This is a genomic window from Paeniglutamicibacter sp. ORCA_105, from assembly GCF_045798545.1.
Classification (GTDB): Bacteria; Actinomycetota; Actinomycetes; order Actinomycetales; family Micrococcaceae; genus Paeniglutamicibacter; species Paeniglutamicibacter sulfureus.
This window is the reverse complement of the sequence record NZ_JBIXLM010000012.1, coordinates 20,582-35,252: the sequence shown is the minus strand read 5'-3', so window position 1 is coordinate 35,252 and position 14,671 is coordinate 20,582. Positions and strand designations below refer to the sequence as shown.

Genomic DNA, 14,671 nt, shown 5'->3' with positions numbered 1-14,671 from the left:
ATCAGGCCCCGGAGGAGGACCAAGCATGAGCTTTGAAATGAGCCGCAAGCACTATGCGGAGATGTACGGACCCACCACCGGCGACGCCATTCGCCTGGCCGACACCGAGCTGCTGGCCGAGATCGAGCACGATTACACCAACTATGGCGACGAAGTCGTCTTCGGCGGCGGCAAGGTCATCCGCGACGGCATGGGCCAAAACGGCCAGATGACCCGCGACCAGGACATCCCGGACACCGTCATCACCAACGTGGTGGTGCTGGACTACACCGGGATCTACAAGGCCGATGTCGCATTGCGCGACGGCCACATCTTCAAGATCGGCAAGGCCGGCAACCCCGACATCACCAACGGGGTGACCATCACCATCGGCGCGGCGACCGACATCATCGCTGGCGAACACAAGATCCTCACCGCCGGTGCCATCGACACCCACGTGCACTTCGTGAGTCCCGACCAGGTTCCGGTGGCCCTGGCCTCGGGGGTCACCACCATGATCGGCGGCGGCGCCGGGCCTTCCGATGCCTCAAAGGCAACGACAGTGACCCCGGGGCCCTGGCACCTCTCCCGGATGCTGCAGGCCGTTGAAAACCTGCCAATGAACATCGGGTTCCTGGGCAAGGGGCACGCCAGCGCCCGAGGCCCGCTGGCCGAACAGATCCGCGCCGGTGCCATCGGCCTGAAGATCCACGAGGACTGGGGCGCCACGCACTCCTCGATCGACAATTCGCTGAAGATCGCCGACGAATTCGACGTGCAGATCGCCATCCACGCTGACACCTTGAACGAGTGCGGCTTCGTGGAGGACACCATCGCGGCCATCGACGGGCGGGTCATCCACACCTTCCACACCGAGGGTGCCGGTGGCGGCCACGCACCGGACATCATCCGCATGGCGGGGCTGCCCAACGTGCTGCCGGCCTCCACCAACCCCACCCTGCCGTACACGAACAACACCGTGGACGAGCACCTTGACATGCTCATGGTTGCCCACCACCTCAACGCCGACATCCCGGAGGACGTCGCGTTCGCCGATTCGCGCATCCGTGCCGAGACCATCGCCGCCGAGGACGTGCTTCACGACATGGGCGTGTTCTCCATGACCTCTTCCGACTCCCAAGCCATGGGACGGGTCGGGGAGACGGTGCTGCGCACCTGGCAGGTCGCCGACGCCATGAAGCGCCAGCGCGGCAAGCTGGAGGGGGACCCCGAAGTAGGGGACAACTTCCGGATCAAGCGCTACGTCGCGAAATACACCATCAACCCGGCCATCGCCCACGGCATCGCCGACTCGATCGGCAGCATCGAGGAAGGCAAGTTCGCCGACCTGGTGCTCTGGGATCCCGCGTTCTTCGGGGTGAAGCCGGACATGGTCATCAAGGGCGGGCTGATCGTCCAGTCGCTCATGGGGGACTCCAACGGATCGATCCCCACCCCCCAGCCGCGCACCCTGCGTGCCAACTTCGGTGCCCTGGGCACCGCGGTGCACGCCTCCTCCATTACCTTCCTGTCCCAGGCCGCGATCGAGGAGGGCGTGCCCGAACGCCTGCGGCTGCGCAAAGTCATCCGGCCGGTTTCAGGCATCCGGACGCTGACCAAGGCGGACCTGAAGTACAACGGGGAAACACCCGACATCCAGGTCGACCCGCAGACTTACCAGGTCACCGTGGACGGGGTGCTGGCCACCTGCGAGCCCTCCAGCGTGCTGCCCATGGCCCAGCGCTACTTCCTCTTTTAATCCGACGGCGAGCATTTCAAAGGAGTTCCATGATCATCGAGCAGCTTTCGGGCAACAAACGCGATGTCCCCGAGGCCGAGCTGGCAAAGCTGCACGAGGAAAAAGTCGTGCTGCCCTCCGCAGCCCTGGTCAAGCGGATCCAGCGCGTCACCACGGACCACGGCCGGGAGCTGGGCATCCGCCTGGCCCCGGGCGCGGATCTTCAGGACGGCGACATCCTGATGCGCAACGAAAAGGAAATCATCACCGTCTCGGTGCTTCCCACCGACGTGTTGGTCATTGCCCCGGGCAGCGTCTTCGAGATGGGGCAGGTGGCGCACGCCCTGGGCAACCGCCACCTGCAGGCCCAGTTCTTCGACGCCGATTCCGACTATGGCGCGGCGGTGATGGTGGTGCAATACGACCACACCGTCGAGGATTTCCTCAAGCACCACAAGACGCCGTTCCAGCGCCAGGAACGCGTGATGCCGGTGCCGTTCCGCCATGCCGAACACACCCACTAGCCCCGCGGCGGGGCACCTGCTCACGCTGCTGCAACTGACCGACTCGGCGCTGCCCACCGGCGCCTTCAGCCACTCGCTGGGGCTGGAAAGCTACCTGGACACCCGGACCGTGCACGACGAGGACAGCTTCAGGCTGTGGCTGGAAAAATTTCTCTCCCAGTCCCTGGCCTACACCGACGGGCTGGCGGTGCGCCTGGCCCACGAGGCTGCCGGGGGAGAGGACCTGGCGCGGATCGATGCGCTGGTCCATGCCTCGGCCGTGCCGCGGCAGATCCGCGAGGCAGGGGTGAAGATGGGCGCGCGCATGCTGCACGTGGCCACCAGCGTCTTCCCCACAAAGGAGCTCGAGGAGTACCGGGAGCAGGTGGCCTCCGGCACCTGTTACGGGCACCCGGGCATCGCCTTTGCCCTGGGCGCGCGCGGCGCCGGCGCCCCGTGCGCCGACACCGTTGCGGCTTACCTGTTCTCCACCGTGACCTCGCTGACGCAGAACGCGATCCGAGGGATCCCCATCGGGCAGAACGCCGGGCAGCGGGTGCTGCGTGCCATGCACGCCCCGGTGTTGGCGGCCGTGGAGAAGATCTTCGCGCTGGAGATCCAGGACCTGGGGGCGGCTGCCCCTGGCCTGGAAATTGCGCAGATGCGCCACGAACACCTGCGCGCCCGCATGTTCATGTCCTAACGGATTGCTGACACGCGGCGCGAGAAACCTACGACAGAAGGAGTGCATGATGGAACCGATTTGCATTGGCATCGGCGGACCCGTGGGAGCGGGCAAGACCCAGCTGATCGAGCGGATCACCCGCAGGCTGAACGACGAGGTGTCGATGGCAGCGATCACCAACGACATCTACACCATCGAGGACGCCAAGATCCTGGCGGCCAACGGCGTGCTGCCGCTGGATAGGATCGTCGGCATCGAGACCGGAGGCTGCCCGCACACCGCGATCCGCGAGGACACCTCGATGAACTCGGCGGCCATCGAGGAACTGAAGGCCAAGCACCCGGACCTGCAGGTCATCTTCGTCGAATCCGGCGGCGACAACCTCTCCGCGACCTTTTCCCCGGAGCTCGTGGACTTCTCCGTCTACATCATCGACGTGGCCCAGGGCGAGAAGATCCCGCGCAAGGCCGGCCAGGGCATGATCAAGTCCGATTTGTTCATCATCAACAAGACCGATCTGGCCCCCTATGTGGGCGCGGACCTGTCGGTGATGGAGCGCGACTCCAAGGAATTCCGCGGGGACAAGCCCTTCTGCTTCACCAACCTCAAGACCGACGAGGGACTGGACACCGTCATCGACTGGCTCAAGCACGAGGTGCTGATGCTGGATCTGGGCTAGGGAGGGATGGCATCGACCATGGCCGAGCAGCCAGTGATCCGGGAGCTGGGGCCTTCGCCCTTCGCGGGGACCAAGCTGGTGGGCGAGCTGCGCCTGCAGGTGGGAAACCGGGCCGGCAAGGCCATCGCCACCCGGCAGTACCACCAGGGAGCCCTGCGGATCCTGCGGCCGCACTACCTCGATGACACCGCCCAGGTCTGCTACACCATCGTGAACCCCGGCGGCGGCTACCTGGGCGGGGACAACTACGGCATCGAGGTCTCGGTGGACGAGGGTGCCTCGCTGCTGCTGACCACCCAGTCGGCCACCAAGGTGTACAAGACTCCCGGCACCTTTGCCCGCCAGGACCTGGTGGTCCGCCTGGACGCCGGGGCGGTGCTCGAATACGTGCCCGACCAGCTCATCGCCTACCGCGGGGCCGACTACCGGCAGTTCACCACGGTGGACATGCACCGGGACTCCAGCCTGCTCTTCTGCGAGGTGCTGACCCCGGGGTGGAGCCCGGACGGGAAGCTCTTCCGCTACGACGAGGTGCGCCTGCGCACCGAGGTCTCGGTGGACGGCCGCCTGGCGGTGCTGGACAACCTACTGGTGCGCCCGGGATCGGACTCGCTGGATTCGCTGCTCTTCCTGCAGGACTACACGCACGTGGGCATGCTGCTGGCCATCGATGCGAACATCGGTTCCGGAGACGTCGAGCGCATCCGCGACCTGGCCTACCGAACCGGGAAGGCGCAGCGCACCGAGGTGCATCTGGGGATCAGCCAGGTGCCGGGCCCTGGCGTCGCCGTGCGTGCCCTGTCGAACTCCACCGAGGCCATCAATGCGGTCCTGATGGCGGTGGTCGACGAGCTGCGCCACCACCTGCGGGGCCAAAAGCGGATGGACCTGCGCAAGTATTAGGGGGCGTGCCCCACCTGTGGGTTTGCGGTGCAGGCAACCCGCATCCTGCGTGGCGGTATGCGCCCAGGTATCCCAACCCGTCCCGAAGGCCGCTTAGCTGTCGAATACCGTCACTTCTGTGCTCGGCCCGCCCCCAAGTTTGGTCGTGCCGAGTACGGAGGTGACGATCGCGAGACCGTCTTAGGTCTGAACCCGAACCGCTTCAAAGCGGTCAGTGGCCGCACGTTCCCCGTCGGCGAACACTGCCGTGGACAGCGGCACCCGGTTGGTGCTGGATCGCCAGGACAGCCAATTCCACGCGGGGAATATATCGAAAAGTCGATGATTCGAGGATGCTCCCCGGCTGCCGTTGGCCAGGGCAAGCCACCCCGCAAGATCCGCGACAACAAGCATGATCGCCCCTCCGTGGTGCACTGCGTGATTTGCTTCCTTTGTGGCGCCGATCCCCCCTGCTGCCCCCAAGGCTGCAACGGGAAGTCCAGCGACCCGGATGCACGGTTTCGGGCCCCAGGGCGGGCGGCACCTTTGCCCGATCGACCGGCCATCAGGTACCAAACTAACTGACGGGACAAGTGGAAAAGCGCGGCCAGCGAGTTCTCGAACAACCCCGAACAAAGCCGGATATTCCGAACGGGACGTAACGGCTTTCCGGGTGGGGTCACCGGGTGCCTAAGATTCAGGTGGGGCCTTGTGCGGCATGCACGCGGCGGTAGCTAAAGAGGACTGAATGATTGACGAACCCCCTGCAGCGGAGCGCCCGGCGGGCTCATATGATGAAATCGCCCATGACTTGCAGGTATTGCGTTTCGCCGCCGGTGATATTTCCTATGCCGAGATAGTCCGCCGGATTGCGGCCCACAGGGAGCTCGGCGGCGTGGATGCCGGCAACGCCCGTCCCGCTCGAACCACCGTCTATGACGCATTCCGGACCGGGCGAACGCGAGTCAACCCCCAGCTCGTCGGTGAAATTGCGCGCGTCCTGGGGGCGTCCGAAGCTGAGGTCGCCCAGTGGGAACAACGTTGCCTTCATGCCAGGCGCAACCCGCGGGAAGTTCCCGGCGCGATGCCGGAAGCCGCACCGGAACCAGCAACTCCGCAGCCGGCCGTGATTGAGGCGGCGGTTCCGGCGCGACGTCGAAAACTCATGCTTCTTTTGGCATGTGTTGGCTTGAACGTCCTGGGATTCACGCTGGTGGCCTGGTTGGGGTTGCCGCTCTATTTCGACATGGTGGGCACGGCCATCGTCGCCATCGTGCTTGGCCCCTGGGCAGGCGTGGCCGTGGGGCTGACCACCAACGCGATTGGCTTGGCCATCACCGACTCTTCGTCGATTGCCTTCGCGCTGGTCAACATTGCCGGCGCCTTGGTGTGGGGATACGGTGCGCGGCGCCTTCGATTGTGCCAAACCTTCCCCAGGTACTTGTTGCTCAATGTCCTCGTTGCCCTCAGCTGTTCGCTGGTCGCATCAGCCCTGCTGGTCCTGCTGTTCAACGGCGGAACCGGCCACGCATCGGAGACGACAACCCGGAATCTCGCGGCGATGGGCAATTCCTTGTACCTTGCCGTCTTGGGGTCGAACCTGGTTCATTCCCTGGCCGACAAATTGTTGACTGGTTTTGTCGTTCTTGGTGCGTTGGGCGCCGTCCGGCGATGGATCGAAGTTCCGTTCTACGAAGCGTTGAGCGCGGACGTGAAGCTCCTTCTGAAGGCGGTTGGCGACCCCGCCCGCAACGCCGGGCCCGGCTCCCGGCGTTGGCCGGCTCCCTTGCCGGTGCGGGTGGCTGGTCCCGATCCCGGGAGGAACGAGTCGGAATCGACCGCCGACAGGCCCTGAGCCTCCTGCCCGTCAGGAAAGGCGTCCGGCGTGGTTGACCTGTGCGAGGTCCACCATGGTGTGGGCAACCCTGGACAGCGCGGCGCGGTCGTGCGAGGCGATGAGGACGGCGGCGCCGGCCGCGGCGCGGCCGGACAACAACCCCAGGATGGCGGCGGTGGTTCCGGCGTCGAGTTGGGCGGTTGGCTCGTCGCAGATCAGCACCTCCGGATCCAGTGCCAGGGCGCGGGCCACCATGGCCCGCTGGAGCTGCCCGTCCGAGACCTGGTGCGGATAGTGCCGCAGCAGTGCCGGATCCAATTGCACTGCCTCGGCCAGCTCGGCCAGCCGTTGCGCATGGCGCCGTGGTTGCGGGCGCAGGGCGCGGTCGCGGATGGCCAGCGGGGCGCAAATCAGTGCGTCAAGGCGCAGTCGCGGATCGGCGGCGGCACGCGGGGACTGCAGGACCATGCCAATGGATTGGCGCACCCGACGCGGGACCGGGGTGCCTGGTGCAAATGCCTGGCCGTTGACGAGCACGGCCCCGGAAGCCGCGGGCGTCATCAACGCGGCGATGCGTAGCAACGTCGATTTGCCCGCCCCCGAGGGGGCGCCAAGCCCCGTGATTTCGCCGGCTCCGACCCGCAGGCTCAACGCCTCGAACAGCTTCCCGGATGCCGGTGCGGTGCCGGGGTGGGTGTAGGAAACGTCCGCCAGTTCCAGGCTCATGCCAACGCCCCCAGCAGCGAATCGGTCGCCGGATGCGCCGGGTTGCCGAGCACCTCCGAGGCGGGGCCCGATTCAACGACCAGCCCGTCCTGAACCACCGCCAGGTGGTCCGCGATGCGGCGGGCCAGGTCGAGGTCGTGGGTGACCATCACGACGGTGGTTCCGGCTGCGGCCAGGGAACGCAGCAGCGTTTCCACGTGGCCAACCGTGTCGGGATCCAGGGCGCTGGTGGGCTCGTCCACCAGCAGGATCCGCGCGCCGACGGCAACGCCCAGGGCGAGTGCAACCCGCTGCGCCTGCCCGCCGGAAAGTTCGTGGGGGTAGTGTGCGGCCAGGGATCCGTCGATGGCCGCCGCCTCCAGTGCCGCGAGGGCATCGGCGGGGGAGGATGGCCTCTTTGCGGCCTTGAGCGTTTGGCGCATCTGTGCGGCAACCGTCCGCACGGGATTCAGTGCGGTGGCGGACGAGCCCGGAACCAGTACGGTTTCGGTGCCCCGCGCCGCGGCCAGCCCCGCCCCGTCCAGTATGCGTCCGCCGACCGTGATGTTTCCCGTGAAACTTGCGCCGGCCGGCGGCAACCCGGCCAGGGTGCGCAGCAGCAGGGACTTTCCTGCCCCGGAGGCGCCGATAATGACATTGATGCGCCCGGCCTCGGCCCGGTAGTCGATCCCCTTGAGCACCAGGGACGCTGCCCCGGGGACGGTGGTCGAGGGGATCCGGAGGCCCAGGCCGGAGACCAGGATTGCCGCGCCGTCCGGGGATTGGTCAGGATCGGTATGGGGGGTTGCGCGCGCAACGGCCGGGGCCGTTGTCGGCTGCATGGTGGATCCTTTGGCGAAGGGCCGGGCCAGCCCGCTGCGCAGGCGCCGTGTTCGGGTCGTGCCCGCCAGGGCAGCGGTGGACCAGCTGACCAGGACCAGCATCCCGGCGGGGAAGGCCAGCAGCCACCAGGCGCCGGCCAGGAGCCCGCCGCGGGCATCCTCCAGCAGCAGGCCCAGCGATGCGGATTCGGGCGGCAGCCCAACGCCCAGGAAGGACAGCGAGCTCTCATGCCAAATGGCATGGGGCAGCTGCAGCACGAGGGCAATGGCGGCCTGCGGTGCCACCGCCGGAAGCAAGTGGGTGAACCAGATGAAGGCCGTCCCCGCGCCGGAGGCCCGGGCGAGCTGCACGTAGTCTGCCGTGCGCTCGGCCAGGAGCCGCGAACGCACGATCCGTGCCACCTGTGTCCAGTGCGTCAACGCAATGGACAGCACGATCGCCCACCACTGCCCGCGCCACAAGGCGACAATCACCACCGCCAGCAATAGGTGCGGCAGGGCGTTCGTCGCATCAACCAGGCGCATCGCGATGCGGTCGACAAGCCCGCCGCGCCACGCGGCCAACAGCCCGACGCCCACCCCGAGCACGGTGGAGAACCCCGAGGCCAACAGGGCCAGGAGCAGGGACATGCGCAGGCCCTGGGCGGAACGGGTCCACACGTCCCGGCCCAATGTATCGGTGCCAAAGAAGTGCTGGACGGAGGGTGCCTGCAGCACCGCGGACAGGTCCACCGCACGCGGATCCAGCGGTTGCAGCCACGGGACCAACACGGCATAGCTGACGGCCAGGCCGAGCAGGGCAAGGGGAAGCAGGTGGGGCCTAGACATCGCTGACCCGCGGATCAAGGACAAGGTAGCAGGCGTCTGCCAGCGCGGACCCGGCAAAGACCGCGGCGCTGGTCAGGGCAGTGACCGCGGCCAGCAAGGGGAAATCGCCCGCGGTCGCCGCGGACACCGTGGCCGAGGCCAGTCCCGGCCAGGAGAACACCGCCTCGACGAGCAGCGCCCCGGTGACAAGTTCGCCCAGCTTCGACCCCACCACCGTCATGAACGGCAGCAGTGCCACCGGCAGCACGTGGGTGCGCAGGACCGTGAACTCGCCCAGCCCGCGTCCGCGCGCGGCCAGCACCGCATCGGAATCCAGCGCCTCGAGCACCGAGGCCCGCAAGTTCAACACCAGCCACGGCAGCAGGGTCACCGCCAGCACGCCCGCCGGCAGGACCAGGTGCAGTGCAATGCCGCCGATGGCGGGGTCGGCACCTCCCGACGCGGCGCCTCCGGCCGGCAATCCCAGGCCGATCGCGAAGACAGCGATGGCCGCCAGCCCCAGCACAAACGGCGGGATGGCCTGCGCAAGGTGGACGAGGCCGAGCACGACGGCGTCGGCGGCCGAGCCGGGTCGGCGGGCGGCACCCACCGCCAGCACCACCGAGAGCGCAATGGCCGCGAGCAGCCCCGAGGCCACCAGCAACGCGGTGTAGGGAAGTCGTTCGGACACCACCTGGGCCACCGGCTGGCCGAAGACCCGGGAGGTGCCCCAATCCCCGCGGAAGATGCCGGATACCCAGCGCCACCAGATCGCGTACCAGGCATCGTTGAGCCCCAGCTGCGCGGCCAGTTCATCCCGTTGCGCCGGGGTCGCGTGTTCGTATTGCGAGCCCATGTACAGGGCCAGCGGGTTGAAGGGGGCCAGAGACGCGAGCCAAAAGACCGCGGCGGTGATCCCGGCCGTGGCCGGAACCCCCACGAGCGTGTGCCGCCCCAGCAGGGAGAGAACCTTGCGGGCACGGGAGCGCCCCGGGGTCAGGAGCGCCGGCGGGGACTGCATGCTCATTGCTGGGGGGCCCATTGGCCGATCTTGACCCAGGGGCCCCACGCGGTGCCGTGGTCGTGGGGCTCGAGCAGGGTCCCGGTGCCCTGCCAGGTATTTGAGACGGCGGCGCGTTGGACGTAGCTGTGGTCGATGAACGCGAGCAGGACCATGGACGGTTCGCTCGCGTACAGCCGTTGGACCTCGCGGTACGCGGTGGCGCGCTTGGCCGCATCCAGGGTGGTGCGCCCGGTTTCCAGCGCGCGGTCCATGGCCGGGTCGGCATACCTGCTCGGGTTGTCGTAGTAAGCACCGGTTGCCGGGTAGGAGGAATGCAGCATCTTGTACAGCTGGGTGTCCACGTCATAGGGGGTGTCCCCGCCGCCGAGCATGATCGCGTCGGTGCCCGCCCGCGGCTCGGCTTGGTCAAAGGTCGCGGCTTCGACCGAGACATCGATGCCGAGCTGTTTCATCTGGGCGGAGAACGCCAGGGACAGGTCGCGGCGCAGCTGGTCCCCGGGGTTGTACATGAGTGTGAACGCGGCCGTGGTCCCGTCCTTGGAGCGCATCGAGTTCTCGCCGACAACCCATCCCGCCTCGTCCAACAGCCCTGCGGCGCGCTGCGGGTCGTGGGCGAAGACGGCCCCGGGATCGAAGGCATCGCCGTATTCGGCGGGCACGAAGGTGTGGGCCGGGCGCCCGGCACCGGCCAGGACGCCGTCGATCAGCGCTTGCCGGTCCACGGCAAGGTTCAGCGCCAGACGCACCTTGGGGTCGCCGGTCAGCGGATTGTCCGCTGGGAGGGAGAGCCCGCGCCAGTCTGCAGAGGTGGCCGTGACCAGATCGAATTCGGGGTTTGCGGCAAAGGTCTGGGCCAGCCGCGGGGGCAGTGTGGTGCCGTCGAATTCCCCGGCCAGCATGCGCTGGGCACGCGCGTTGTCATCGGGTGCGGCCTCGTAGGTGACGCGTTTGAGCGCGACTTCGCCGCCGCGGTAATCCGGGTTGGCCGCCATGACCAGGCGCGAGGGGCCAATCGAATCCACCACGTAGGGGCCGGTGCCAACAGGGGCTCGGTTCAAGGTCGATTCCTCGACACGTTGGCCGGGCACGATGGCCTCGGAGGGGGCGATGCCGATGAGCATGGCCGTCTTGAACGAGACCTGGGATTCGCGCAGCGTGAACCGTACGGTGTGCGAATCCAGCGCCTCCACGCGCCGGAGGTTCGATAGGCTGCCGAAGATCGGCGAGGCGCTCGCAGGATCCATGATGGCCTTGTAGCTTGCCACCACGTCGGCGGCATCAAAGTCGGTCCCGTCGCTGAACCGGGCGTCTCGGCGCAGCGGAACCGTCCAGGTGCGCGCGTCCTTGGAGACCGTCGGTTCCGCCGCGGCCAACAGCGGTACGATCCGGGGCAACTCGTCGGGGGAACCGGCCAGGGTGTACAGGGATTCGTTGACCTTGCCCGTGCCGTTGTTATCGAACCCCGCCAGCGGGTTGAGCGTCTCCGGCAAGGCCGCGGTGAGCAGTGCCAGGGAGCCCTGTTCCGAAGGTGTTGCACCCGTCCCGGGGGCGGCGGGTGCGCAGCCGGTGCCGACCAATAGAATGGAGGCAAGAAAGGCCAGCGGCATCAGGCGTTGGAGTTTGCGCACGTTTGGGTTTGGGCCTTTCATCCGGGTCGCCGGCGGACAAGCGGGATGCGGCAACGCCCCTACTGTACATCTGTCTGGGCAGACAGATGAAGGGTTCGGGGAATGGGTCCGGTGACCTTGGGCACCAGCCCGCAACGAAGGGAAGGAGGGGACCACATGCCGGAAACGGAACACAGCAAGATCGGGGCGGACGCGGTGGCCGCCTCGGAGCCGAACATGCCCGACTGGATCGACGTCTTCGCCCTGGTCGCGGATGCCACCCGGATGAAGATCCTCATCGCCATGCATGCGGCCCCGGACTCCTCGGTCAGCCAGTTGGCCGCAGCCACGGCGTTGGGTGCCAACACCGTCACGCAGGCCTTGGCCACCCTGCACAAGGCGGGGGTGGTGGACGTGCGTGCCGACGGCCGCTACCGCCGCTGGACGCTGACCCATCCCGAGGTCCACCGGCTGCTGCACCAGATGCAGGCACCGCATTCGGAATTGCACCCCGAGCACCCGGAGCACTAGCGGGCACAACAACGAAAGCCGCCCCGTCGGCAGCGATGGCTGCCGAGGGGCGGTTGATTCTTCGGGTCGTGCGAAGATTACTGCTCTGGCTTCTGCCCTTGTCCGTACACGGTCTTTCGGAGGTCGAACCTGGACTTTCGCAACACGTCGAACTCCGGATCCTTGCGCAGCTCCATGGTCAGCGATATCCCCAGAAGGGCCACGATGATGGTGAAGGGCAATGCGGACAGCATCGCCGCTTGTTGCAAGGCTGCCAGCCCGCCAACCAACAGGAGGAGCACGGCACTGACACCGGTCAGAACGCCCCAAAGGGTCAACACCGGCCGGGTCGGTGACAGGTGTCCTTTGCTGGACATCATGCTCAACACATAGGTGTTCGCATCGGCCCCCGAGATGAAGAACAGGGCCACTAGAATCATGGTGACCACGGACGTGATCTGAACCAGGGGCAGCTCGTTGAGCATCGCGAAGAATGCCGAGTTCAGGTTTTCCGCGGTTTGCGCAGCGACGGGGGCGCCGTCCATCTCGAATTTGATGGCAGTTCCGCCGAAGATGGTAAACCACGCGAAGAACACCAGGCTAGGGACGCCCAGGACGCCCGCCACGAACTGTCGGATGGTCCGGCCCTTGGAGATCTTCGCCAGGAAGACTCCGACGAATGCGCCCCAGCTGAGCCACCAAGCCATCATGAAGTAGGTCCACCACTGCATCCACTGAAGGTCATCGGGGGTGGACGGGGTGATCAGGGAAACCTGGAAGAAATCGCTGACGTATTGCCCGATGGAGCGAAAGAAGATATTACCGATGAAGCTGGTCGGGCCCATCAGCATGACGAAAAGTGCGAGGCCGGCCGAAAGGGCCATGGTGACCTGGCTGATGTACTTGATGCCACGATCAACCCCTGAAAGCGCCGAAAGCGTGAATAGGGCGGTGATGATGACGATGATTATTACTTGGACACTCAGTCCGGTTGGAAGCCCGAATACCCGGTTCAGCCCTTCTTCGATCTGAGCGGCACCCAGGCCAAGGGACGTTGTGGTTCCGAACAGCGTTGCCAGGATGGCAAATACATCGACGAGCTTTCCGAACCAGCCATCCACCAGTCGTCCCAACACGGGGCGCAACATGGGAGATACCAGTCCCGGGCGACCCTTGCGGTGGGTTGAATAACCGATGGCCAGACCAAAGACGCCGAATACCGCCCAAGCATGGGGGCCCCAGTCGAAGAAGCTGAATTGCAAGGCCCGCACGGCGGCAGCCATGGTCCCGGGCTCTTCCAAGGCGTGCGGGGGAGCCATGAAGTGGGTGATCGGTTCGGCGACGCCGTAGCTGATCAGGCCGATCCCCATGACGGCCGAGAGGATCATTGCGAGCCAGGCCCACGTTGAGAATTCCGGCCTGTCGTCGTTTGAGCCGAGCCGGATGCTGCCATAGCGGCTCGCACCCAAGTAGACCATCAGGCCGATGCATCCCAGCGTTACCAGCAGATAGCTCCAGCCGACGGATTGTGCAATCCAATCCATGCTGCTGGTCATGAGGTTGCCCAGGCTCTCTGGCGAAATGCTGGCCCAGAGCAGGAACCCAGCGAGAAGGACCAGAGATGCTCCGAACACGGCACCTACCCGGGGCTTGTCGGGGCGCCGTGACGCTGGGCTCGGCTGAGTCGGACCCGGACTGGACCTCTTGACCAGTATCTTCTCGACCATGGTGGTCTCCTGCTTCTCTGCTGTGTTCCGCCGGAATGTGCGGTCCGTTTAGTTGGTGGTGCTCTGACCAGGTCTAGAGGGAAGCCAAGTTTGCGCCGTCGAAGAAGCGCCCCGCCTTGTAGACCATGGGTTCGATGTCGGTGCCTTCGGCATGGCGAACGCGGCAGACGAAGATCGTGTGCGTCTTCGCCTGAAAGCGCTCGCGGATTTCCGCCTCGATCATGGCCGATGAGGAATCGATCAACGGGCTGCCTTCCGGGCCTTGGTGCCACTCGATGTCCGCGAACTTGTCGCTCGACTTCGAGGCAAAGGTGGATACGGTGCTCTTCTGTTCGCGGGAGAGGATGTTGATTCCCAGGTGTGTGGAGGCGAACAGCGCCGGGTACGTCGACGATGTCTTCTGCACGCACACCATGACTAGCGGCGGTTCCAGGGAGATCGAGGAGTAGGCGTTGACTGCAAGGCCCTTGGGCTTTCCGTCCTCCATCGTGGTCACCACGGTCACGCCGGTGACAAACTGGCGGTTGAACGCCTTCATCGCCTCAAGATCGGGTTCCCCCGACAGATCTGCCATCACGACTTCCGCTTCCGGTGCCTTCTCTGCGGCAATCGCATCGGATAGCGAGCGGATTCCGAGTGAGTTGAGCAGTTCGGTCCCATCCCAGGTGACGGTTTCACGGTGAATCAGGCCGTCGCGCAGATCAACTTGATTCGACCCCTGGGTCACCACTGACTTGCCGGTGGCGGGCACGCCGAGGAACGTTTCGGTGTGCGTGCCGGTGGTCTTCCAGAAGATGGCCGCCCGCTCGCCATCTACCAAGATCGAGTCAATGGTGGTGGTCAGGTCGGGGAATCCTTGGCGAATGGCAAGAATCTCCTCCTGGTACTGGTCCAGGGTCATCGACGATCCGCCTGATTTGCCGTGACGGGTGTAATTGGAGGTGGAGATGGCGTTAAGAGCTTCTACTTCGCCGCGATCCCAAGCGGCGGTCCAAGCGTCCTTCAGAGTGTCTTCAAATATCTGTTGCATACTAGAGACTGTAATCCCCGTCACCATATGCGTCAACCGGTCCGTGAACTTTTCTCATAACTCAAGCAATCTGTGGGTTTTTATCCGAACAGTCGGGAGCAAATTGACTTGATCTT

General features: G+C 65.8%; 14 protein-coding genes. 7 read left to right on the top strand and 7 right to left on the bottom strand.

Going from position 1 to position 14,671, the window contains the following annotated elements:
• Positions 1 to 25: 25 nt before the first annotated feature.
• Genes ureC through ACIPUB_RS07895 form a run of 5 tightly spaced genes read left to right on the top strand, consistent with a single transcriptional unit; the run spans position 26 to position 4,487 of the window.
• Complete coding sequence (ureC, locus tag ACIPUB_RS07915) at positions 26 to 1,738, top strand: urease subunit alpha (RefSeq protein ID WP_407606895.1); 1,713 nt, start codon at positions 26 to 28, stop codon at positions 1,736 to 1,738.
• A 29-nt stretch (positions 1,739 to 1,767) separates the two neighbouring features.
• Positions 1,768 to 2,241, top strand: a complete 474-nt coding sequence (gene ureE, locus ACIPUB_RS07910) for an urease accessory protein UreE (protein ID WP_407606894.1) — start codon at positions 1,768 to 1,770, stop codon at positions 2,239 to 2,241.
• The gene (locus ACIPUB_RS07905) at positions 2,222 to 2,923 is read left to right on the top strand and encodes an urease accessory protein UreF (protein ID WP_407606893.1); all 702 of its coding nucleotides are present in this window, start codon (positions 2,222 to 2,224) and stop codon (positions 2,921 to 2,923) included. The genes ureE and ACIPUB_RS07905 overlap by 20 nt, the downstream gene beginning before the upstream one ends.
• 46 nt (positions 2,924 to 2,969) lie before the next feature.
• On the top strand, positions 2,970 to 3,584 hold the full coding sequence (gene ureG / locus ACIPUB_RS07900) for an urease accessory protein UreG (RefSeq protein ID WP_264270551.1): 615 nt from the start codon (positions 2,970 to 2,972) through the stop codon (positions 3,582 to 3,584).
• A gap of 18 nt (positions 3,585 to 3,602) precedes the next feature.
• Positions 3,603 to 4,487 (top strand): urease accessory protein UreD, encoded by an 885-nt coding sequence (locus ACIPUB_RS07895; protein ID WP_407606892.1) that lies wholly within the window; start codon positions 3,603 to 3,605, stop codon positions 4,485 to 4,487.
• 766 nt (positions 4,488 to 5,253) lie between these two features.
• On the opposite strand, the gene ACIPUB_RS07890 is transcribed toward ACIPUB_RS07895, so the two are convergent.
• Positions 5,254 to 5,517 carry a hypothetical protein gene (locus ACIPUB_RS07890; RefSeq protein WP_407606891.1) on the bottom strand — a complete coding sequence of 88 codons (264 nt, stop codon included), beginning with the start codon at positions 5,515 to 5,517 and terminating at the stop codon, positions 5,254 to 5,256.
• Positions 5,518 to 5,655: 138 nt separating this feature from the next.
• On the opposite strand from ACIPUB_RS07890, the gene ACIPUB_RS07885 reads away from it, so the two are divergent.
• Positions 5,656 to 6,321 (top strand): hypothetical protein, encoded by a 666-nt coding sequence (locus ACIPUB_RS07885; RefSeq protein WP_407606890.1) that lies wholly within the window; start codon positions 5,656 to 5,658, stop codon positions 6,319 to 6,321.
• 12 nt (positions 6,322 to 6,333) lie between these two features.
• Here the strand turns inward: ACIPUB_RS07885 and ACIPUB_RS07880 are convergent, their stop codons facing one another.
• From ACIPUB_RS07880 to ACIPUB_RS07865, 4 genes are read right to left on the bottom strand one after another with little or no spacing between them, the layout of a single operon-like run.
• Entirely contained in the window at positions 6,334 to 7,029 is a 696-nt protein-coding gene (locus tag ACIPUB_RS07880; protein ID WP_407606889.1) for an ABC transporter ATP-binding protein, read from the bottom strand.
• Complete coding sequence (locus tag ACIPUB_RS07875; RefSeq protein ID WP_407606888.1) at positions 7,026 to 8,678, bottom strand: ABC transporter permease subunit; 1,653 nt, start codon at positions 8,676 to 8,678, stop codon at positions 7,026 to 7,028. The genes ACIPUB_RS07880 and ACIPUB_RS07875 overlap by 4 nt, the downstream gene beginning before the upstream one ends.
• A complete protein-coding gene (locus tag ACIPUB_RS07870; RefSeq protein ID WP_407606887.1) occupies positions 8,671 to 9,699 on the bottom strand; it encodes an ABC transporter permease in 1,029 nt (342 codons plus the stop codon). Before ACIPUB_RS07870 ends, ACIPUB_RS07875 begins: the two co-directional genes overlap by 8 nt.
• Entirely contained in the window at positions 9,681 to 11,309 is a 1,629-nt protein-coding gene (locus tag ACIPUB_RS07865) for an ABC transporter substrate-binding protein (RefSeq protein ID WP_407606886.1), read from the bottom strand. Before ACIPUB_RS07865 ends, ACIPUB_RS07870 begins: the two co-directional genes overlap by 19 nt.
• A gap of 156 nt (positions 11,310 to 11,465) precedes the next feature.
• Here ACIPUB_RS07865 and ACIPUB_RS07860 point away from each other — a divergent pair, with 156 nt between their 5' ends.
• Complete coding sequence (locus ACIPUB_RS07860; protein WP_407606885.1) at positions 11,466 to 11,819, top strand: ArsR/SmtB family transcription factor; 354 nt, start codon at positions 11,466 to 11,468, stop codon at positions 11,817 to 11,819.
• A 77-nt stretch (positions 11,820 to 11,896) separates the two neighbouring features.
• Here ACIPUB_RS07860 and ACIPUB_RS07855 read toward each other — a convergent pair whose 3' ends face one another.
• Together ACIPUB_RS07855 and ACIPUB_RS07850 are read right to left on the bottom strand one after the other, a co-directional pair.
• Positions 11,897 to 13,432, bottom strand: a complete 1,536-nt coding sequence (locus tag ACIPUB_RS07855; protein ID WP_407606884.1) for a BCCT family transporter — start codon at positions 13,430 to 13,432, stop codon at positions 11,897 to 11,899.
• Between the two features lie 166 nt (positions 13,433 to 13,598).
• Positions 13,599 to 14,582 (bottom strand): flavin reductase, encoded by a 984-nt coding sequence (locus ACIPUB_RS07850; protein ID WP_407606883.1) that lies wholly within the window; start codon positions 14,580 to 14,582, stop codon positions 13,599 to 13,601.
• Positions 14,583 to 14,671: the final 89 nt, after the last annotated feature.

Coding starts and splice junctions, on each gene's coding strand:
- ACIPUB_RS07870 (WP_407606887.1), bottom strand. CDS start 9,699: ATGGGCCCCCCAGCAATGAGCATGCAGTCCCCGCCGGCGCTCCTGACC.
- ACIPUB_RS07850 (WP_407606883.1), bottom strand. CDS start 14,582: ATGGTGACGGGGATTACAGTCTCTAGTATGCAACAGATATTTGAAGAC.
- ACIPUB_RS07880 (WP_407606889.1), bottom strand. CDS start 7,029: ATGAGCCTGGAACTGGCGGACGTTTCCTACACCCACCCCGGCACCGCA.
- ACIPUB_RS07905 (WP_407606893.1), top strand. CDS start 2,222: ATGCCGAACACACCCACTAGCCCCGCGGCGGGGCACCTGCTCACGCTG.
- ureG (WP_264270551.1), top strand. CDS start 2,970: ATGATGGAACCGATTTGCATTGGCATCGGCGGACCCGTGGGAGCGGGC.
- ACIPUB_RS07860 (WP_407606885.1), top strand. CDS start 11,466: ATGCCGGAAACGGAACACAGCAAGATCGGGGCGGACGCGGTGGCCGCC.
- ureE (WP_407606894.1), top strand. CDS start 1,768: ATGATCATCGAGCAGCTTTCGGGCAACAAACGCGATGTCCCCGAGGCC.
- ACIPUB_RS07875 (WP_407606888.1), bottom strand. CDS start 8,678: ATGTCTAGGCCCCACCTGCTTCCCCTTGCCCTGCTCGGCCTGGCCGTC.
- ACIPUB_RS07895 (WP_407606892.1), top strand. CDS start 3,603: ATGGCCGAGCAGCCAGTGATCCGGGAGCTGGGGCCTTCGCCCTTCGCG.
- ureC (WP_407606895.1), top strand. CDS start 26: ATGAGCTTTGAAATGAGCCGCAAGCACTATGCGGAGATGTACGGACCC.
- ACIPUB_RS07890 (WP_407606891.1), bottom strand. CDS start 5,517: ATGAAGGCAACGTTGTTCCCACTGGGCGACCTCAGCTTCGGACGCCCC.